Source organism: Halalkalibacter sp. HAAS-P014, from assembly GCF_056619965.1.
The window spans coordinates 1-19565 of sequence record NZ_JBWQTV010000014.1 but is presented as its reverse complement, the minus strand read 5'-3'; the positions used below and the strand labels follow the sequence as shown (position 1 = coordinate 19565).

The 19565-nt window shown below is 37.6% G+C and carries 17 protein-coding genes; 4 read left to right on the top strand and 13 right to left on the bottom strand.

Annotated elements, in window-relative coordinates:
- Positions 1-161 precede the first annotated feature (161 nt).
- Positions 162-1334 (top strand): MFS transporter, encoded by a 1173-nt coding sequence (locus AC1FXZ_RS11565; RefSeq protein ID WP_480053725.1) that lies wholly within the window; start codon positions 162-164, stop codon positions 1332-1334.
- A gap of 186 nt (positions 1335-1520) precedes the next feature.
- Here the strand turns inward: AC1FXZ_RS11565 and AC1FXZ_RS11560 are convergent, their stop codons facing one another.
- The 10 genes from AC1FXZ_RS11560 to AC1FXZ_RS11515 all read right to left on the bottom strand — a co-directional run bounded on the left by AC1FXZ_RS11560 (position 1521) and on the right by AC1FXZ_RS11515 (position 11300).
- Entirely contained in the window at positions 1521-2087 is a 567-nt protein-coding gene (locus tag AC1FXZ_RS11560; RefSeq protein ID WP_480053723.1) for a class D sortase, read from the bottom strand.
- Between the two features lie 229 nt (positions 2088-2316).
- Positions 2317-3405, bottom strand: coding sequence for an AI-2E family transporter (locus AC1FXZ_RS11555; RefSeq protein WP_480053721.1), 1089 nt, complete (start codon positions 3403-3405; stop codon positions 2317-2319).
- Positions 3406-3450: 45 nt separating this feature from the next.
- The gene (locus AC1FXZ_RS11550; protein WP_480053719.1) at positions 3451-3894 is read right to left on the bottom strand and encodes a DUF5392 family protein; all 444 of its coding nucleotides are present in this window, start codon (positions 3892-3894) and stop codon (positions 3451-3453) included.
- Positions 3895-4505: 611 nt separating this feature from the next.
- The gene (locus tag AC1FXZ_RS11545; RefSeq protein WP_480053717.1) at positions 4506-5861 is read right to left on the bottom strand and encodes a HAMP domain-containing sensor histidine kinase; all 1356 of its coding nucleotides are present in this window, start codon (positions 5859-5861) and stop codon (positions 4506-4508) included.
- Between the two features lie 4 nt (positions 5862-5865).
- Positions 5866-6537, bottom strand: coding sequence for a response regulator transcription factor (locus tag AC1FXZ_RS11540; RefSeq protein ID WP_480053715.1), 672 nt, complete (start codon positions 6535-6537; stop codon positions 5866-5868).
- Positions 6538-7444: 907 nt separating this feature from the next.
- Positions 7445-7816 (bottom strand): P-II family nitrogen regulator, encoded by a 372-nt coding sequence (locus AC1FXZ_RS11535; protein WP_480053713.1) that lies wholly within the window; start codon positions 7814-7816, stop codon positions 7445-7447.
- A gap of 1 nt (position 7817) precedes the next feature.
- On the bottom strand, positions 7818-8180 hold the full coding sequence (locus AC1FXZ_RS11530; RefSeq protein ID WP_480053711.1) for a P-II family nitrogen regulator: 363 nt from the start codon (positions 8178-8180) through the stop codon (positions 7818-7820).
- Positions 8152-8901 (bottom strand): DUF1538 domain-containing protein, encoded by a 750-nt coding sequence (locus tag AC1FXZ_RS11525; RefSeq protein WP_480053709.1) that lies wholly within the window; start codon positions 8899-8901, stop codon positions 8152-8154. Before AC1FXZ_RS11525 ends, AC1FXZ_RS11530 begins: the two co-directional genes overlap by 29 nt.
- Positions 8898-9590, bottom strand: coding sequence for a DUF1538 domain-containing protein (locus tag AC1FXZ_RS11520; protein ID WP_480053707.1), 693 nt, complete (start codon positions 9588-9590; stop codon positions 8898-8900). The genes AC1FXZ_RS11525 and AC1FXZ_RS11520 overlap by 4 nt, the downstream gene beginning before the upstream one ends.
- 216 nt (positions 9591-9806) lie before the next feature.
- Entirely contained in the window at positions 9807-11300 is a 1494-nt protein-coding gene (locus tag AC1FXZ_RS11515) for a DHA2 family efflux MFS transporter permease subunit (RefSeq protein WP_480053705.1), read from the bottom strand.
- A gap of 214 nt (positions 11301-11514) precedes the next feature.
- Here AC1FXZ_RS11515 and AC1FXZ_RS11510 point away from each other — a divergent pair, with 214 nt between their 5' ends.
- The gene (locus tag AC1FXZ_RS11510; RefSeq protein ID WP_480053703.1) at positions 11515-12411 is read left to right on the top strand and encodes a TetR/AcrR family transcriptional regulator; all 897 of its coding nucleotides are present in this window, start codon (positions 11515-11517) and stop codon (positions 12409-12411) included.
- A 63-nt stretch (positions 12412-12474) separates the two neighbouring features.
- Here the strand turns inward: AC1FXZ_RS11510 and AC1FXZ_RS11505 are convergent, their stop codons facing one another.
- The gene (locus AC1FXZ_RS11505) at positions 12475-14061 is read right to left on the bottom strand and encodes an SLC13 family permease (protein ID WP_480053895.1); all 1587 of its coding nucleotides are present in this window, start codon (positions 14059-14061) and stop codon (positions 12475-12477) included.
- A gap of 282 nt (positions 14062-14343) precedes the next feature.
- Entirely contained in the window at positions 14344-15393 is a 1050-nt protein-coding gene (locus AC1FXZ_RS11500; protein WP_480053701.1) for a DctP family TRAP transporter solute-binding subunit, read from the bottom strand.
- Between the two features lie 113 nt (positions 15394-15506).
- Here AC1FXZ_RS11500 and AC1FXZ_RS11495 point away from each other — a divergent pair, with 113 nt between their 5' ends.
- Positions 15507-17084, top strand: a complete 1578-nt coding sequence (locus tag AC1FXZ_RS11495; RefSeq protein WP_480053699.1) for an ATP-binding protein — start codon at positions 15507-15509, stop codon at positions 17082-17084.
- Positions 17085-17102: 18 nt separating this feature from the next.
- Positions 17103-17807, top strand: a complete 705-nt coding sequence (locus AC1FXZ_RS11490) for a response regulator (RefSeq protein WP_480053697.1) — start codon at positions 17103-17105, stop codon at positions 17805-17807.
- Between the two features lie 22 nt (positions 17808-17829).
- Here the strand turns inward: AC1FXZ_RS11490 and AC1FXZ_RS11485 are convergent, their stop codons facing one another.
- Positions 17830-18918: an AI-2E family transporter gene (locus AC1FXZ_RS11485; protein WP_480053695.1), complete on the bottom strand. Its 1089-nt coding sequence runs from the start codon at positions 18916-18918 to the stop codon at positions 17830-17832.
- Between the last annotated feature and the right edge of the window lie 647 nt (positions 18919-19565).

Sequence of the window (19565 nt, the reverse complement as noted above, 5' to 3'; positions counted from 1 at the left end):
TCCCTATCAGATTTTTATACAATATTCGCCATCTACTAGTAATGAGACTTGTAACCGATGTATAATAAAAGTTCGAAAAAGGGCTTGCAAGAATCTTAGAACATCTGCATGATTGTAGTCTTATAAACGAAAAATGACTAGTAATTGGAGTGAATCGTATTTTGGAATCAAAAAAAGCATTACCTGTTTTATTTGCGGTTATGTTCCTCGTTATGGTGGGGTTTGGAATCATAATTCCTGTTATGCCCTTCTATGCCGAAGAAATAGGCGCTACTCCTACACAATTAGGGCTATTAATGGCTGTTTATTCATTTATGCAACTTCTATTCGCACCCATGTGGGGAAGAGTCTCTGATCGGATTGGAAGAAAGCCCGTCATTATGATAGGAATATTTGGACTAGCACTGTCCTTTTTCTTACTTGCTGTATCTTCGACACTTTGGATGTTGTTTGCTGCACGAGTCATTGGTGGGTTCTTCTCCTCTGCTAACATGCCAACTGTTATGGCTTATGTCGCTGATATTACATCCGACGAAGACCGTGGAAAAGGCATGGGGATTATTGGGGCATCGATTGGATTAGGTTTTATTTTTGGACCAGCAATAGGAGGGGTCTTTTCTCAAGCAAACCTAAGCATTCCTTTTTACCTAGCTGGGGCATTATCTCTAGTAACTTTTGTTTTTGTGACGCTCGTATTAAAAGAATCGTTAACTGCTGAACAACGTAACAACCAACAAAGAAACAGAACACCTTTGCTTTCTGCCTTAAAAGGACCTGTATCAATCCTATTTTTCCTTCAATGGTTTGTTTCCTTATCATTAGCTGGTCTTGAAGCAACCTTCGCTTATTTTGCATATGAGAGAGCTAATTTAGGAGCCGTAGAGCTTGGTTATATCTTTATGATTATGGGATTAGCTGGGGCGATTGTCCAAGGTGGTCTAGTTGGAAGAATGACGAAAAAGTATGGTGAAGGAGTCGTGATCCAAATTGGAATTGTCATTTCGACAATCGGATTTGCTCTGATCTTGTTCGTCGATAGTTTTGTAACGGCTGCTATTTTCTTAACAATCTTTGGTATTGGAAACGGCTTAATTCGACCAAGTGTCTCATCATTACTGACAAAAGCATCTCCAACTGGTTACGGCCGAACAACCGGTCTTTTGTCTTCCTTTGATTCACTGGGTAGGATCATTGGTCCTCCACTTGGTGGCTTTCTCTTTACAGTTACCATTGGACTGCCGTATATTATGGGAATTGTACTATCGATTCTTGCATTCATTTTATATCGAATCTACTCTGCCAAAGCAGCAAAAATGAAAGAAAGAGGCCACTGAAAAAGGTGGCCTCTTAAGCATTGAGCGGAACCGTTTCAATCTTTTGAAAGACTGCTATAAGTAGGTTTCTCATAGCAGGCGCGCAACGTGTGGAGCCAATGCTGCTTCCTCGAATCTGCTAAAAGGGACTTTCTCAGTGGCCTCAGCACAGTCCCCCTTTAGTCTAGTAAAGAGGGGTCTGACCCCCTAATAAGTTGGCTTTGCATAAATAATGTAACGATCGGGGGCAGCCCCGACAAAACTAAAGGGATAGCATGTAGATAAGGTCAAGACCTCATCAGGTGCTGTAGACCTAATAACCGTTCGATCATCAGCATCAACAATCTCCGATTCATACATTTCATATGTAAACGTACCATAAGGCATCTTTACGATAAATTCATCACCGTCTTCAAGCTCACCGAAATCTCGAAACACAGTATCTCGATGACCTGATAATAAAATCTGATCATTTTGTCCCGGAAGAACGGTTGTGCTATAATGGCCAACCCCTCTGCTTAATTCTTCTTCATCGGTACCATGAATAATCGGAATCTCTTTTTCGAGTTTAGGGATATAGAAAGATCCTATTACATCCCCTTCTATCATTTCCATATCCTCAGCACTTTGTACACGATCGTTTGCTTCTGATAATATCTGATTAGCCTCTGCCATTGACTCATTTTGTTTTGTATAGGTTTGATATAACTCATATCCACCAAAAGCAAGAAAACCTAACCCTAGGAAAATAAATAATTTTGCGAAAACCTTCATTTTGTCAAAACAATCCTTTCCATCCTTCTATTTCCATTGTTGCACTGCTATTATACGTGATAATTACTCAAAATGTAATCAGAACTTTCTATTAAAGAGGCACCTCCCCACGGAAAGCGAGTGGCTGTAGCGCAATGGAGCGAACACGTCTCTTTACCATAAAAACAAAAAAAAATGCGAAAACAACCTTAAAAAAGATACCTCCATTCCAGAAAAATGAAGGTACCTTCTATTTGCTGATTTTCAACTTCCAAAGTCGATAACTGTGCGTGACAATGACCTTGCTTATGGCATAAGTCGGGACAGCGAGGATCATCCCAACAATCCCAGCAAATCGACCCGCAATTAATAATAGAAATAAAACAGTAATTGGATGCATAGCCAACTTCTTCCCCATCACTTGAGGTGAGATAAGGTTACTTTCAATTTGCTGAATAATGACAACTAATATGACAACAAGTAGCGCCATAAAAGGAGAATGGAATAATCCAACAATCACAGCTGGAATCGTTCCTATCCATGGGCCAATATATGGAATAACATTGGTGACCATCGCTACTAGAGCAAGGATCAGGGCATAATCTAAACCAATGATCAAAAAAGCAATGTAACAAAGAACACCTACACAGAAACTAACAATAAGCATTCCTTGTATATAAGAACTTAGCATTCTATCCATATCGTGCAATATCAGCTTGACATTAGGCTGTTGCTGCTTATTAAAAAATCTTAAAATGCTGTTCGGAAATTTCTCACGGTCTTTTATCATATAAAAGAGTATAAATGGGATAATGACAATTAATATGATCACATTTGCCAGTACACCAACTACTTGCCCGAGATTTGAAGCAAGGTTTTTGCCGAATTCATTTATTACAAGCCCAAGCTGTACGAGGAGCTCTTCTAGATCAAAAAAGCCACTTACTTCCACTCGTTCGAGAAATTCACTTTGCCTAAAATCGACAAAACTTCGTTGTATTTCAGCAATAATGATCGGCATGTTTTGTGTTAAGCTATGAAATTGCTTCTGGATTTCAGGCCCCACAATAATCACTAAGGCTGTCACTATACAAATGAAAAGAAGATATATTAATAGAATAGATAGTCCTCTAGGTAGTTTTTTATCTAATAGTGTAACAATCGGCCTTGATAAATAGAAAAGAACTCCAGCCACAATAACCGGGACAAATAACGTTTGTAAAAGAACGATAATTGGTGTGAAAACCCACTGAACTAACGAACTTATATATAGAATTAGTAGGATAAGAAGTGTCGCATACCCAATTAAAAATGGCTTTGTGTTAGGAATGTTATTCACCACCTATTTCATTAAATGTTCAACATTTCACGTTTTGAAACGAAACTATGAACGGAAATGTTCCATTTTTCTAATCCGTTCTTCTTTAGAAAGGAATTCACAAAATGTCTTAAAGGCATTCATTGGATCTTTATTCACTTTTTCTATAAATTGATCTTTTGTCTCTTCTGGTATTGATTCACTTTTCAACATTCTATCTTTTATGTATTCAATGCTTGTTTGCTGGATTTCTTTATTTTTATAAAACGTCTCCCTGTATAGTGCCATTCCCACGGCCCCCAGCAAGGAAAATAAAACAAGTAATGCATTATGGGTTGGTACAGCCCCAAATAGTAATACAAAAAGGCTGCCAATGGATACAGAGAGCATCCCCATAGATACTAATGTTAAAATAACATTCTTCTTCATTAAAGGCATAATATGCTTTTGTACCTTTTCTAATTCCTTTCTTGTATATGTAGAGAATTGATCAAGTTTTAAAGGAAGCATTTGTACACTTCACTCCTTCATTTTACTTATGGTCTCTTATATGCTCGATACAAAAAATCGGCTTATGATCATTATAAGTATTGTTGAAATCCTTAATCAAGCAACTAGCCTTCTTTCCTACTTATCATCATAGAATTATATTCAAGCAAGCTACAATTTATGACTAAAAAAGTTCATTCCTTTTTATACTTTTAATAGATTCCCTCATTAACTTAGTATAAAACTCACAATTTCTTCATCTTCCTTCACGTAACATTCTAAAGGCTAAGTCTTTTACACAATGTCGCATTAATCCCTTGTTTTTGTAAATTCATAACTATTTGCCTCATTGATTTTGTTTGATTGGAATCATTAGTAGGTTTCACATTCTTAGTATATAGAATAGCAAAGTTTAACTCACGATTTCGATACACTCACATCAACCTTTCTTATTTCCTCTTCTTATCGTTAAATTATAAAGTAATAATGTGAACTGAGTATGAAATCTTCAATAATAGGAAAAAGGGCACTGAAGGTACTGCCCCCAAAAGTTAGAGTTAGAATCTGACTTCTGGGGGCAGTCTCCTTTTTCAGTGCCCTTACCTCTTAGAATTAACCTATTCTCTACTACCTTAACTATGTTCTTCAACTGGAATACTTACTGTAAAGGTGGATCCTTCCCCTTCTTTACTTTCCACTTCTATTGAGCAATCATGAAGTGTTACTATTTTCTTCACAATTGATAATCCAAGCCCATTCCCTTTGATCGAACTACTCCGTGCCTTATCCACTTTATAGAATCGTTCAAACAGGTGAGGAATCGCATCTTCTGGAATTCCTTTACCATAATCTTTTATACTAACAATAATCTCATGTAAATAACATTCTAGTTTAATATCAATATGGCCATTTTCAGTTGAGTATTTGATTGCATTGGTAATTAGGTTAAGCCACACTTGTTCAAATAAATCTTGATCAGCAATCACATTGGAAGAATCGAGATCTAAATTAATTTGGAGATTCTTCCCTTTCCACTGAGGTTCAGTAGCAAGTACCGTTCTTCTTATTTGTTCATCCAATCGATATTTAACCGGGTGATACGGGTGATGCTCAGAATCAAGTGATGCTAATTGCAAAATATTCTCCCCTAATCTAGACAACCGGTCAGATTCTTGGTAAATAATATCAAGATATTCCTTTTGATGTTCTTTTGGTATTACATCATCTCGTAATGCTTTTGTGAAACCTTTTATCGACGTAAGAGGAGATTGGATTTCATGAGACACATTGCTAACAAAGTCATCTCTCATCTTATCTATTTTCTCCAACTCACTAGCCATATAATTAAAGCTCCGTATTAATTCACCAATTTCATCTTTATTCTTAGTCTTCAAACGAACCGAAAAATTCCCAGTCGCCATTTCTTTTGCGGCCTTTGTTACTTTCTTAATCGGGTTCACCAAGTGCCTTGAAGTCAACAAAATTAACAAGCTTCCAATCAACAGCACAAGTAAAAGCGCACCAAGTGTAACTCGTTTAAAGGCGTTGACTTCATCTTCATAGTCAATGTTAATAAACAAGCCATGCTTTTCATTCGCAATTTCAACAGGTACTCCAATAATTCTTATCGCTTCACGATCCGGATAAGCGAGGACCAAAGGAGTCTTCTCCCTTGCTTCAAGTACTGTTTGAACTGATTCCTCATCCACTGTGAAAGAGAGTGCTTCACTTGAATAGATCATCCCATCCTCATTTACAATTACCATTTCAAAGTTAAACTCACTTAACGTTTCGAGTAAATCAGGTATTTTCTGTACTTCTGTTAACTCCACTAGCTCCGCAATACCTGTAGAAGCTTTCGTTACTTCCTTATCAAATATAATTTCTTGATGAAAAAATACTGAACTAACGAAATAAGAAGCCACTAAGCTTATGATTACTACGCTAATAAATGTGGCGACAATTCGAAAATAGAGACTTTTTTTCATAACATTATAATTCCTCCAAACGGTATCCTAGGCCCCTAACGGTCGTAATCAATAATTCCGGAAAAGGCTTCAACTGTTCCCGTAATCGTTTAATATGAACATCAACCGTTCGTTCATCCCCCTCGTAATCATAACCCCAAATCTTTTCAATGAGTTGTGTACGGGTGAAAATCTTCCCTAACGAATTCGCTAATACAAATAGTAATTCGCACTCCTTCTTTTTCAGCCTCAACTCTTGTTCTGGAGATTTGACAATAAGTCGTTCCAAATCAATCAATACTGACCCAATGGTAACCGTTTTTTCTGAAACAACATGGTATCGTTTTAACAACGCTTTTACTCGTAAGATAAGCTCGACAGGATCAAAGGGTTTTACTAAATAGTCATCCGTCCCAGCGTTGAATCCTTTCACTTTATCCTGAGACTCTCCTTTTGCCGTAACCATAAGGATCGGGATTTGTAAAAAGGAGCGAATTTCCTTTGTTAATTCAATTCCATCAATTTGAGGCATCATAACATCAACAATTGCTAAATCAACTTGCTCTTTAGAGAGTATGTCCAATGCTTCTTGTCCATTTGACGCTTCCACAACGGTAAAGTCACTGTTTTCAAGGTATAATCTCATTAATTTTCGAATATGTGCATCATCATCAACAACAAGAATGTTTGTATTCATATAATATCCCCTTCAATTGCAAATTTCACTTTGTACTAAAACTCTCCACTTACTCTATAATTAAATAATACTTTAGCAAATTTTTATGAACTGAAGATGAAATTAAAAAGAATAATATCGGATTTATACCTTTCCCCAAAAAACAAAAGGCTGACTCGCATGCTTTGTTGTTTTTGGGATTGCGTGTATTCACATGTTCGTTCCATTTCGCTCCAGTCACTCGCTTTCCGTAGAGCTAGGCCTAGGACTACGGCTATTTTTAAAGGGGGTTCTCGCTCTGACGGCTTCTTTTTCCCCTTCTTCTTGTTTCAGGGTTCCAGTCTCTCTCTCTGACGCCTTCTTTTTCCCCTTCTTCTTGTTTCAGGGTTCCAGTCTCTCGCTCTGACGCCTTCTTTTTCCCCTTCTTCTTGTTTCAGGGTTCCAGTCTCTCTCTCTGACAGCTTCTTTTTCCCCTTCTTCTTGTTTCAGGGTTCCAGTCTCTCGCTCTGACGCCTTCTTTTTCCCCTTCTTCTTGTTTCAGGGTTCCAGTCACTCGCTCTGACGGCTTCTTTTTCCCATTCTTCTTGTTTCAGGGTTCCAGTCTCTCGCTCTGACGGCTTCTTTTTCCCATTCTTCTTGTTTCAGGGTTCCAGTCTCTCTCTCTGACAGCTTCTTTTTCCCCTTCTTCTTGTTTCAGGGTTCCAGTCACTCGCTTTCCGTGGGGAGGTGCCGAGCCTCCTCGGCTGTGGGGTCTCGCCCCTACCTCTTTATCCCACTGGAGTCGAGTGACTTCCGCTTCATTTCACTACGAGTAAAAACTTTCTAATAGCAACAATCTTTATGAAAACAGCCAAACAAAAAGAAACACAAAAGCATTTGCTTTATTGTGTTTCTCCAGTATTGTCATCTTCTTTTTTTACAAACTACTTTATTTAGAGTCAGTACTACCTTTATCAACTTCTTTATTAAGCATGCTATTTAAAATATGATTAATCCCGATCGTTCTTTCCACTTCCAATACAAAGGAGATCCCTTTACCTGGTTTATTTAATTCAGCCTCTACTAAGATTGAATCTAATACCAAATCAGTTTTTTCCCTATCAATTAGCGTTAATACTAATTCTTTCTCTGGCTCGATTGTAATCGAAAGTAGTTTCGCTTGCTCATGAATTCCGGTACCACGACCAAAAATAATCGTTCCCCCTTCTGCACCAGCTTTCTTTGATGCTTCTACTACTTTTTCCGAATGCCCTTTATTAACTACGGTTACAATTAGATCATATAAAATAGGAGACCCCATGTTACCCTCCTTGGTTACTATTCTGATTTTGTAATTTTAATAAATGTACAATCCCTGCTACTCTTTTTACATCAACTACGAATCCAACCCCGTTACCAGGCTTATCTAACTTCCCTGCTTGTTCAACAGCTGAAAGAATGAGATCGATATTTTCTTTATGTACTAATGTTAAAATGACCTCTTTCTCAGGTTCAACGGTAATACCCAAGAACTTTCGCTTTTCATGGATACCAGTACCTCTACCAAACAAAATCGTACCACCCTCTGCACCAGCTGCCTTTGATGCTTTCACAACTTTTGAAGCTACACCCTTCTTCACGATCGTTATGAGTAATTTATGATTCTGACTCAAATGTTCGTTCATTTTCTTTCTCCTTTCGACCATACAGTAGCCCTAACGTTAGAACGGATAAGATCGGTGAAAGGGCAACTAGAGCTATCATCCCAAATCCATCAAGTAATGGGTCACGCCCTTCCATAACATTTGCAATCCCTAAAGACATCGCAACAATAAATGTTACAGTCATTGGTCCTGTCGCAACTCCACCTGAATCAAAAGCAATCGCTGTAAACGTTCGGCTCGAATAACGGATAAGTAGAAGTGCTAACAAATACCCTGGTATGATGAAGTACCATAAAGGAATTCCGAGCAAAATTCTCAACATCGATAGAGCAATAGAAATGGCGACCCCTATCGATAACGTATATAACATTACCTTCTCCGGAATATAACCACCGGATACCTTCTCAACCTCATGATTTAAAATTCTTACAGCTGGTTCTGCAAATGTTGCGACAAATCCAAGTAAAAATCCAATCGGAATCAAAATCCATAACTGCTCCTTCTGACCAAGTATTGCCCCCATCGCTTCACCGGCTGGTAAAAATCCAACATGGACTCCTTGGAGGAAAAATGCTAATCCCCAAAAGGTAAGAAAGATCCCTTTTAAAATATCAATTAGTTTTTTTCTTGGAAGTTTCAAAATGAAAATTTGGAAAAACAAGAAAAAAACTAATAGTGGAATGAGAGCAAACGCAACTTCATATAGGACATGGCCAAACCCTTCAAATATAACAATGTTCATCCATACACCACCCCTAAGATTAATACAGCTAAGATAGGACCAATAGAGGCTAAGGCTACTAAGCCAAAACCATCTGTTGAAGCTGACTTCCCTCTTAAGACCGATGCTACCCCAACGCCAAGAGCTAGAATGAACGGCACAGTCATTGGACCTGTGGTAACTCCACCTGCATCAAATGAAATCGGGACAAAATGAGTTGGCGTAAATGCTGCTAATAAAAACACGATCCCGTAGCCCCCGATTAAGAGATACGTAATTGGTATTTCTAATAGAATTCTTAGCATCGCTAACCCTACAAAGATCGCTACACCTAAAGCTACCGTATAAATTAAAAGATTGCTAGAAATCGTACCACCTGATACTAAATCAACCTGTATCGCAAGAACGCGCACATCTGGTTCGGCAACAGTTGCAACGAAGCCTAATAGAAAACCAAAGAATACCACAATCCATGCTTTACCCATTTTAGGCAAGGCAGATCCAATCATCTCACCAACTGGTAATAATCCCACATGCACACCTAACAAAAATAGCATTAACCCTAGAGAAACCATGACGACTCCAATAATAAATTGAAGAAATGTCTCCATAGGCATACCAATAACGGTAAACTGCAATAAAATTACAACTAGTGACAGTGGTATGATCGCATAGACGACTTCCTTAGCTGTGTCCTTAATGTTTTGCATTGCATCCCCCTCATCTCAAATAGATTATTCTACTAGTCTAATACCTGATATTCCTACGCTTAGCTTAGCACATATAGAACAAAGGTTTCACTATAATCATTTCAATATTCAGTCAGTTAGATCTTATTTTCTGACACAAAAAAAGTCCTGCCTACAAAAATCTCAAATTTTTGTAGGCAAGACTTTCTAATTCGAAACTTTACGTTTCAAACAACGTTAATTTTCCACCAATCTCGGAACAACTTTTTCTTCTTGAGGATCTTCTTCAAGTGGGTCTTTTGCTGGTGTAGCTCGCTTAATAAAAAAGGCCAAAATGAAAGCCACCAAAACAATTAAAGAAGAAATAAAGAAAGCAAAGTTAATCCCTTCTAACATCGCAATATGAGCTATCTGTTCAAGAGCTGTTTCAGATTCTTGTCCTGTAGCTAGCGATGCTTCACGTGATTCTGCGCGAATCGACAACACCGTAATGATCAAAGCCGTACCAATTGCTCCAGATACTTGATTTAATGTATTGTTCATCGCTGTACCATGAGGATAGAACCTTCTTGGTAATTGATTCAATCCATTTGTTTGAACCGGCATCATAACCATTGATATCCCGAGCATTCGAATAGCATGAAGGATCATTAAGTAATTAAAGGTCGTCTCAAAGGTTAGCATACTGAAAAGATAAGTCGTCACAGTTATAATAAATAGTCCAATAATGGCTAATACACGTCCACCGAACTTATCAAACAACCTCCCTGTAACAGGTGACATAAACGCCATCAGAAGTGCACCTGGTAACATCATCAGCCCCGCATAGAACGGGGAAATACCTAAAATGGTTTGAACATAAATTGGTAGGAGTAAAAAGCCAGAAAACATCGACATAAATAGCACAATCGAGATAGCAGAAGATAAGGAGAACATTGGATACTTATAGATTCTAAAATCCAACATTGGCCGAGCTAATCTTGATTGACGTACAATAAATGACACTAATGAAACGATCCCAATAGCAATAGTCAAATAGACATCGGGACTTTCCCACCCTTTCGTCCCAGCAGAACTGAATCCATATAAAACCCCACCAAAACCAACGCTTGATAATACTAACGATACTAAATCTAGACGGGTATCAACTTTTCCTTTTTTATCTTTAAGCAGGAAAACCCCTATTAATAGAACTGCAATTGCAATAGGTGTGACAAAGTGAAAAAGCATTCTCCAATGATGATGCTCAACAATCCAGCCTGATAATGTAGGTCCGATAGCTGGTGCAACCATTAAGATAAACCCGAAGATCCCCATAGCCGTTCCCCTCTTCTCGACTGGGAAACTCACTAACATCACATTCATTAAAAGAGGCATTAAGATCGCCGTACCAGCTGCTTGAAGCATTCGTCCAGCTAATAATAATGGAAAAGCATGAGCAAAACCTGCCACAACCGTCCCAACTGTAAAGAACAACATTGCCGTTATATAAAGATGGCGCACAGAATATTTTTCGATCAAAAACGCCGTTGTCGGAATTAAAATGCCGTTTACCAACATAAAACCTGTTGCCAGCCATTGCACTGTTGCTGTATCTACTTGTAAATCAACCATAATTGATGGAAGAGCAATATTTAATAACGTATTGTTTAAAAATGATATAAAAGCACCAATCATAAGTACAGTTAAAATCCCGTAATTGGGCTTAATTTGTTTCATGGAATCATCCATTTGTATCCCCCTTATACCTAAAGTTCATTATTTTATACCTTAAGTATATACTGTCAATATATTATACCATTAGTTCAAGTTATGCAATGATAATTTATTCTTTTATTTTAAGGGGTTGTTTAAATAGAAATATAATGTAGTATGGTTTTTATACAGGGAGTATAAAGATGTTTCAATACACACGTTTCATCATAAAAAGATTGAAGGTGGTACTATGAACGATCGGAAACAGCATGTAATAAAAATGGCATACCAGTTATATATTGATAAAGGTTTCCAAGCTACATCTATTCAAGATATATTGGATTATAGTGGTATTTCAAAAGGGACTTTTTATAATTATTTTTCATCGAAAAACGAGTTAGTGATCGCACTATTTAAAGAAATATTTAGAAAAATAGAAAAGGATCGAGATCAGTTACTTATTGGGCAAGATCCATCTGATATTGACATATTCATCCAACAAATGGAATTGCACATTAATTACAATAAAAAAAATAAATTATTTACCCTCTTTGAAGAAGTACTCTTTTCCAATGATGCTGAACTAAAACAGTTTATTAAAGAGGGTCAATTAAGCATGCTTCGCTGGGTGTACCATCGCTTTTTAGAAATCTTCGGTAATGAGAAGAAACCTTATTTATTGGACTGTGCCATTATGTTTATGGGCATCTTACACAACAACATGAAGTATTATGTAATCGAATACGACTCCAACACTAGTGTCCATCAAGTCGTTCGTTATAGCGTAAAAAGAATTGAGAACCTCGTCCATGAATTGGTAGTGTCTGGTGATCAATTAAATGAACCAGAGCTTTTAAAAAAATGGCTCCCAGATGATATGAAGGTGCATACGGCATTTAAAGAACAGCTCAGTCAAACAATAGTAGAGTGTAAAAAAGGGTTACGAGACCATAAGGAACAATTAAAATTTACTGAGTTGTTGGACTTCATTCAAGATGAACTAGCACATTCAAAAAGCCCCCGTAAGTTTCTTATTGAGAGTGCGTTAGTACCTTTAACACAGGCTCAATCGATTGAACCAAAACAAACCGAAAAGCTTAAACAGCTTATTTCTACTTACTTCACTCAAAAAGAAGAAACGAGCTAAAAAAAGAAATCAACAAAGGGTTCCAGACCTGGTCTGGAACCCTTTATTTGGTGCATATTATTGCTACATTTGTGGGAACGTAGTGATATCAATTCCCCAGACTATCGGTAAGAAATAATAAATTGCAAGTGTGATTAAGCCGATTGAAATGACATTAACCCAGAAGCCTGATCTTACCATGTCAATAATTTTTATATACCCTGAGCCAAACACAACTGCATTTGGTGGTGTGGCAACTGGTAGCATAAACGCACACGCAGCAGATAATGTTGCTGCAAACATTAATGCATATGGATGAATATCTACCGCTGCAGCAAGTGCTGCCATGATTGGAATAATCATCGTTGCTGTTGCCGTATTGGATGTGATTTCCGTTAAGAATTTAACAAATGTTGTTACGATAAGAATAATCACAATTAAACTAATACCATGTAGTACGGTTAATTGTTCTCCCATCCACGTTGCCAGACCCGATTCACGGAACCCAGCTGCTATCGCTAAACCCCCACCAAATAATAACAACGTCCCCCAAGGTAGTTGTTTCGTTGAGCTCCAATCTAATAGAAATGATCCTCGTATACTCATTGACGGAATAAGGAATAGTAGACCGGCTGCCACTAGAGCAATCATTGTATCATTTAATGCAGGGATAAATGCTTGCCAAATGAATGAACTCGTTATCCACATAAATGCAGCAAAAGAGAAAACCGCTAGAACCATCTTCTCTTCATATGATATTTTCCCTAACTCTTTTTTCTGCTCCGTAATCAACTCTTTTCCACCAGGAAGCTCTTTCAACTTCATTGGAAATGCAACCTTAATTAAATAAACCCAAGTAATAGCCATTAAAATAATTGCTAATGGAGCAGCAAATAACATCCATCCCCCAAATGAAATTTGAATACCGTATAATTGATTGACAACCCCTGCTAGAATCATATTCGGAGGCGTACCGATAAGTGTACCAACCCCCCCAATAGAAGCTGAAAAGGCAATTCCAATCATTAACCCTTTACCGAAATTCTCTTCAATATTCATGGCCCCTACTTTCGGGATGCTCGCTTCTTTCGCTTGTTTAATAATAGCAGCACCAATCGGTACCATCATCATTGCTGCTGCAGTATTGGAAATCCACATCGATAAAACACCTGTAGCGATCATAAACCCTAAAATCAAGCGACTCGTACTAGTTCCAACTAAGGTAATAATCGTCACAGCAATTCGTTTATGCAAATTCCACTTTTCCATCGCTAATGCAATTAAAAATCCTCCTAAAAAGAGAAAGATAATGGAATCTCCATAAGCTGACGCAACGGTACCACTATCTAGGGCGCCGGTCAGTGGGAACAAAATAATTGGCAATAACGATGCAATCGGAATTGGAACCGCCTCAGTTATCCACCATGTCGCTACCCATAGTGTTGTAGCTAAAACCGCTCTACCTTCTAACGCCAATCCTTCCGGTGTAAAGAACAATAAAATTAAGGTAAATAAAGAGGGCCCTAAAAACAGTCCAACAAGCTGTGTTTTTTTATATGCTGGCTGTTTATAAGGTTCCTTATCTGCTTGCTTTTTTTGTACCTTTTCTGAAATGGACTTCTCCTCTGTAGATAACCCCTCGTTTCGTAATGGTGTTGAAAAAGATAGCATTCGCTTAACGTTTGAATGTGACTGCCATAACTGGCTCCAAATTGCAGTTAGATTGTTCAATGTAACTCCCCCTAAGTTTCATATAACCTTTTCTTTCTCATGTGTAATTACTAGTTCGTCCCCGTTACTTTTTTATAAATGACAACGCTTTCGTTTTCTATTTCCTTCATATTAACTGATAATTAAAAAGCATTATATTTAAGTTGATAATGTTTCTTTTTGTTCATTTTGGTCTTTCCAGTTAATAGAAACGACAAAAAAAATGGGCATAAACCCATTTCCCTAATCTTGAATAAACTTTTCGATTAATTCTACTAATTGTGGCTCTGTATCACGGTTATACATGTCATAGATTGGTTGTAAGGTTGCCTTCCATTTTTCTTGGTCCTCTTCTGTCAAATAATAGATATCTAGACTAGAATCGTTTTTAATCTCTTTCAACGCTTCTTCATTCATCCTCTCAGATTGTTCGAGTATCCATTTTGTTGTCTCTAACATCGCTTCTGTGATTTGCTCTTTGGTACTTTCAGGCAATTGATTCCAAAAGCTCTCATTCATTAGGACTGCATACCCTAGATAACCATGATTACTAATAGTCATATAACGCTGGAGTTCGTGTATTTTTCTTGAGTGTATGTTTGATATTGTATTTTCCTGCCCATCAACTTCAGACCTTTCTAAAGCATGATAAACATCGTTAAAAGATATGACAATTGGCTCTGCATGTAATAAATTAAATTGCTGCTCTACTACCGGGCTTGGCATAATACGAAAGCGCTGATTACGAAAATCCTCCGGCATTACCAAAGGTTGCTTATTACTCGTCATTTGCTTAAAACCATTGCTCCATAACGATAACCCCTTGATGCCATTTTCCTCGAGCATCGCTAACATATACTCTCCTACTTCACCCGTAAATGTACGTTCCACATCTTCTAAGCTAGTAAAAACAAAAGGAAGGTCAAATAATTTCCATTCAGGAGCTAGATCCGTCATTTTCGAAAAGGTAGGAGCAATCATTTGAACATCATTTTGTAACAAAGCCGAAAACTCTTCACGATCATTAAATAACGCTCCATTCGGAAACACTTCGACTCTGACACGTCCATCTGATTTTTCATTCATGATTTCAGCAAAACGCTGCGCAGCCAACCCTTTAGGTGTGTTTTCAGCGACAACATGGCTGAAACGAATAACGATTTGTTCGTTCAACCCTTCTTGATCATCATCATAATAAAGATCTTCTCTTTCAAACATATTCGTTGTTGTAAAAAAAACTATCATTAAAGCGCTAGCCAAAATAGCTATCATTATTGCGACTGAAGATTTCATCTTTAACCCACATTCCTGTTATTTTTCCACTATTTTTTTATCGTACATGATATTATTTCAATAGTAAATTGTATTTCTGTTACTACTATAATAGGGAAAGGAGTAACTACACTATGATTCGAATGACGATGCAAACAAAAATTACTATATTAGTATTATTCATCGTAAGCTTTTCTCTATTATTGTCTGGCTTCTTTGTTATTTCAAACTTTATCCAATCAAAAGAATTAGAGTTGAAACAGCAATCTTTCACTGCTGCAAGAACAGTCGCTGGACTCACAGAAGTATCAGCATCTTTAACATCTTCACCAGAGAGACAAGAGTATATTAATCATATTGTTGAACCTATACGAGTGACTCATAATGCTGATTACATTGTGGTCCTTGATATGGATCGGATTAGGCACTCTCATCCAGTTCCAACGATGATTGGTACTGTATCGATGGGAAGTGACGAAAATCCAGCTTTTGCTGAACATACATACACAACAAAGGCAAGTGGCGAAGTTGGCACTGCGGTTCGATCGTTCGCTCCCATTCTTAACGAAAACTATCAACAAGTAGGTGTGGTAATTGCCGGCTTCTTGTTACCTACGTTTTGGGAAGTACTTACCAGTCTAAAATCAGAAATTTTGTTAACATCCACTCTTTCATTGCTTTTCGGAGGCTTAGGTGCCTTTTTATTAGCTAAACATATCAAAAAACAGATGTTTCACTTAGAACCAGATGAAATCGCCAAAATGTTAGTAGAACGTACAGAGACATTTAACGCGATGCAAGAAGGATTTATAACAATTGATTCAAATGAGAAGATAACCATTTTCAACAACAAGGCGAAGCAAATGTTTGATATTAAAGGGAACGTCATCGGTAAAAAGATTGATGATATTCTCCCAGACACGCTGCTACCAGAAGTGCTGAAAATGGACACTCCTTTTTACAATAAAGAAACCCAAATTCAAAGCCGCAACCTTCTAAGTAGCCACGTCCCGATAAAAGTAAATAACAAAGCTGTTGGAGCTGTAGCAATCTTTCAGGATTTAACGGAAATGAAAAAACTCGCTGAAGAACTAACAGGTGTAAAAGCATTTGTGAGCGCCTTGAGAGTCCAAAATCATGAGCATATTAACAAACTGCATACCATTGCCGGCCTGATCCAAATGGGGAGTAAAGATAACGCGCTGGATTATGTGTTACAAGAAACGGATGAACAAAGCGAACTAACTCGCTTTTTAAGTAAAAATATTAAGAATGACAGCATTTCTGGTTTGTTACTAAGCAAAGTAAGTCGTGGAAAAGAATTAGGAATCATGGTTACAATTAACCGACGCAGTATGCTAAGTTCTTTCCCAAAAGGATTGGATCATCATGATTTTGTCATTATTTTAGGTAATTTAATTGAAAATGCTTTTGATTCATTCAGAGATATAGTTACTCGTGATAAAGAGATCTTTATCAGTATCGAACAATCGAATAGTGAATTAACGATTCTAGTAGAAGATAACGGCTGTGGAATGGCAGAAAAGACAATTGAAAGTATCTTTAATGAGGGCTTTTCAACAAAGAATGGGACCAATCAAGGAATTGGTTTACACTTAGTTAAACAAATCACAGACAATGGTCATGGTAAAATACATGTAGAAAGTGAAATCGGCAAAGGAACAACATTCATCGTAACATTTGAGAGATAATCGAAAGAGGTGAATCGAATGTTAAAAGAAAACATAACAGTCGTGTTAATTGAAGATGACCCAATGGTACAAGCAGTTAATCGAAAATTCATCGATCAACTAGAAACAGTAACCGTAATCGGCACGGCCGCAAATGGAACTGAAGGAATAGAGTTAATCCGAAAACATAATCCTGATTTAGCTATTCTCGATGTGTTTATGCCCCATCAAGATGGACTTGAGACCTTAAAGCAACTCCGAGCCGAAGGGTACAAAACGGATATCATGATGATTACAGCGGCAAGCGATCTCGAAACAGTTAAAATCGCATTACAACATGGAGCGGTTGATTACATTGTTAAACCATTCACTTTTGAACGTATTCAGCAAGCATTCGAAAATTATATTTCTCTACAAAGTAAATTCAAGGTTAATAAAGAAGTTACTCAAGCCGAACTCGATCAACTGCTTTTTCAAATAGACAAGAAAAAGAACCACACTCTTCCTAAAGGATTAAATGCAGATACATTAGAAAGAATTACTACATTATTAAAGAGCGAACAAAGTTCCTTCTCAGCAGATGAAGTAGCAGAAGCGATCGGCATTGCACGAGTAACTGCCAGACGTTATTTAGAGTACCTCGTGCTATCGGAAACGGCCGAAGTGAACATGGAACATAATAAAATTGGAAGACCTAGAAATCTATATCGTATTATTATTGAGAATGCTACAAATAATTACTAACTATTTGTAGCTTCTTCTTACTTTATCCGAACTTTTCTTCTTTTTGCTTCAACTTCCACAACCGGTAGCTATGAGTTACGATTACTTTTCCAACAGCATATGTTGGCACAGCAAGTAACATCCCAGGGATCCCTAAAAATTGGCCAGCTACTAGAACTAAGAATAGAACCGTAACCGGATGCATTGATAATTTTTTCCCCATTACTTGAGGATGCAACAAATAGCTTTCGATTTGCTGAATGACTAGAACAATAATAATCACGAACAACGCCATTAACGGTGAATGCAGAAGACCGACTGTAACTGATGGTACAGCACCGATCCACGGCCCTACATACGGGATTACATTCGTAACCATCGCAAATAACGCCAAAATTAACGCATAGTCTAGTCCGATAATTGTAAAAGAAATATAACATAATACCCCTACGAACGAACAAACAATTAAAATTCCTTGTATGTAATAACTCAACATCTGATCCATATCACGAATAATTAAACGAACTTCATCTTGATTCTCTCTATGAATAAAACGCACGATACTTTTTGGAAACTTCTCCCCTTCTTTTAACAAGTAAAAAAGAATAAAGGGAACAACAAAAAGGATGATTAAAACATTAAACACCGCTCCTATAAATCCTACTGTATTGGCAGCAAGCTCACTAAAAACATTGTTTAAAACATTTCCTATTTGATCAACCTGATCTTCCCAATTAAAAACCTCCGTTAAGTCAAACCTTTGAACGAGCTCGTGTTGTTGAAGAGTTATGACCATTAGCTGCATCTCTGAAATAATCGATGGCATACTAGTAATTAAACTTGAAATTTGCTTCTGCAATTCAGGAACAATCAGAGAGATTAAGCCAACAACTAAAGTAGCAAACACTCCATATATCAAAATAATTGACAACGTCCTGGACATCTTTGTGCTTAACCACCGAACAACCGGCCTAAATATATAGAAGAGTACTCCAGCGAGTATAATCGGTACAAATAATGTTTGGAAAAAAACTAGTAGAGGGGTAAAAATCCAATCGACGAGAGTACCTAAGTAAATAATAACAAAAATGATAATAACAGCGGCGCCTGCTTTTAAAAATTTATTAAACATCTCAACCCTCCTACTATATTCACAAAAAAACACTTCGATTATCTACTATCGTTTCAGTTTAAGCAATATATATGATTGTAAGTTCTTTCCTGTTTGTGATAGTAGCTTCTTCTTTCCATTAGGCTGTTTTCGCCATACTTTGTTGTTTTTGGGCTTACGTGTATTCACATGTTGATCCATTGCGCTTTCAGTCACTCGCTTTCCGTAGAGCTAGGCCTAGGACTATGCCTATTTTTAAAGGGGGGTTCTCACTCTGACGTCTTCGTTTTCCTCTTCCTCTTGTTTCAGGGTGCCAGTCCCTCTCTCTGACGCCTTCTTTTTCCTCTTTTTCTTGTTTCAGGGCTCCAGCCTCTCTCTCTGACGCCTTCGTTTTCCTCTTCCTCTTGTTTCAGGGTGCCAGTCCCTCTCTCTGACGCCTTCGTTTTCCCCTTCCTCTTGTTTCAGGGTTCCAGTCCCTCTCTTTGACGTCTTCGTTTTCCTCTTCCTCTTGTTTCAGGGTGCCAGTCCCTCTCTCTGACGCCTTCTTTTTGGATAGGCTACACTAAGTTGGACAGATGAAATAAGGGCTTGTAAACTTAGACTATTAAATTAAGGGAGCGTGCTACTATGACACGTCAACGTCGAACTTTTACACCCGAATTTAAACT

Bases quoted from the DNA above. Each gene is read 5' to 3' on its own strand.
- AC1FXZ_RS11560 (WP_480053723.1), bottom strand. From the start codon at position 2,087: ATGAAGGTTTTCGCAAAATTATTTATTTTCCTAGGGTTAGGTTTTCTT.
- AC1FXZ_RS11550 (WP_480053719.1), bottom strand. From the start codon at position 3,894: ATGCTTCCTTTAAAACTTGATCAATTCTCTACATATACAAGAAAGGAA.
- AC1FXZ_RS11545 (WP_480053717.1), bottom strand. From the start codon at position 5,861: ATGAAAAAAAGTCTCTATTTTCGAATTGTCGCCACATTTATTAGCGTA.
- AC1FXZ_RS11540 (WP_480053715.1), bottom strand. From the start codon at position 6,537: ATGAATACAAACATTCTTGTTGTTGATGATGATGCACATATTCGAAAA.
- AC1FXZ_RS11535 (WP_480053713.1), bottom strand. From the start codon at position 7,816: ATGGGGTCTCCTATTTTATATGATCTAATTGTAACCGTAGTTAATAAA.
- AC1FXZ_RS11530 (WP_480053711.1), bottom strand. From the start codon at position 8,180: ATGAACGAACATTTGAGTCAGAATCATAAATTACTCATAACGATCGTG.
- AC1FXZ_RS11525 (WP_480053709.1), bottom strand. From the start codon at position 8,901: ATGAACATTGTTATATTTGAAGGGTTTGGCCATGTCCTATATGAAGTT.
- AC1FXZ_RS11520 (WP_480053707.1), bottom strand. From the start codon at position 9,590: ATGCAAAACATTAAGGACACAGCTAAGGAAGTCGTCTATGCGATCATA.
- AC1FXZ_RS11515 (WP_480053705.1), bottom strand. From the start codon at position 11,300: ATGGATGATTCCATGAAACAAATTAAGCCCAATTACGGGATTTTAACT.
- AC1FXZ_RS11510 (WP_480053703.1), top strand. From the start codon at position 11,515: ATGAACGATCGGAAACAGCATGTAATAAAAATGGCATACCAGTTATAT.
- AC1FXZ_RS11505 (WP_480053895.1), bottom strand. From the start codon at position 14,061: ATGCTATCTTTTTCAACACCATTACGAAACGAGGGGTTATCTACAGAG.
- AC1FXZ_RS11500 (WP_480053701.1), bottom strand. From the start codon at position 15,393: ATGAAATCTTCAGTCGCAATAATGATAGCTATTTTGGCTAGCGCTTTA.
- AC1FXZ_RS11495 (WP_480053699.1), top strand. From the start codon at position 15,507: ATGATTCGAATGACGATGCAAACAAAAATTACTATATTAGTATTATTC.
- AC1FXZ_RS11490 (WP_480053697.1), top strand. From the start codon at position 17,103: ATGTTAAAAGAAAACATAACAGTCGTGTTAATTGAAGATGACCCAATG.
- AC1FXZ_RS11485 (WP_480053695.1), bottom strand. From the start codon at position 18,918: ATGTTTAATAAATTTTTAAAAGCAGGCGCCGCTGTTATTATCATTTTT.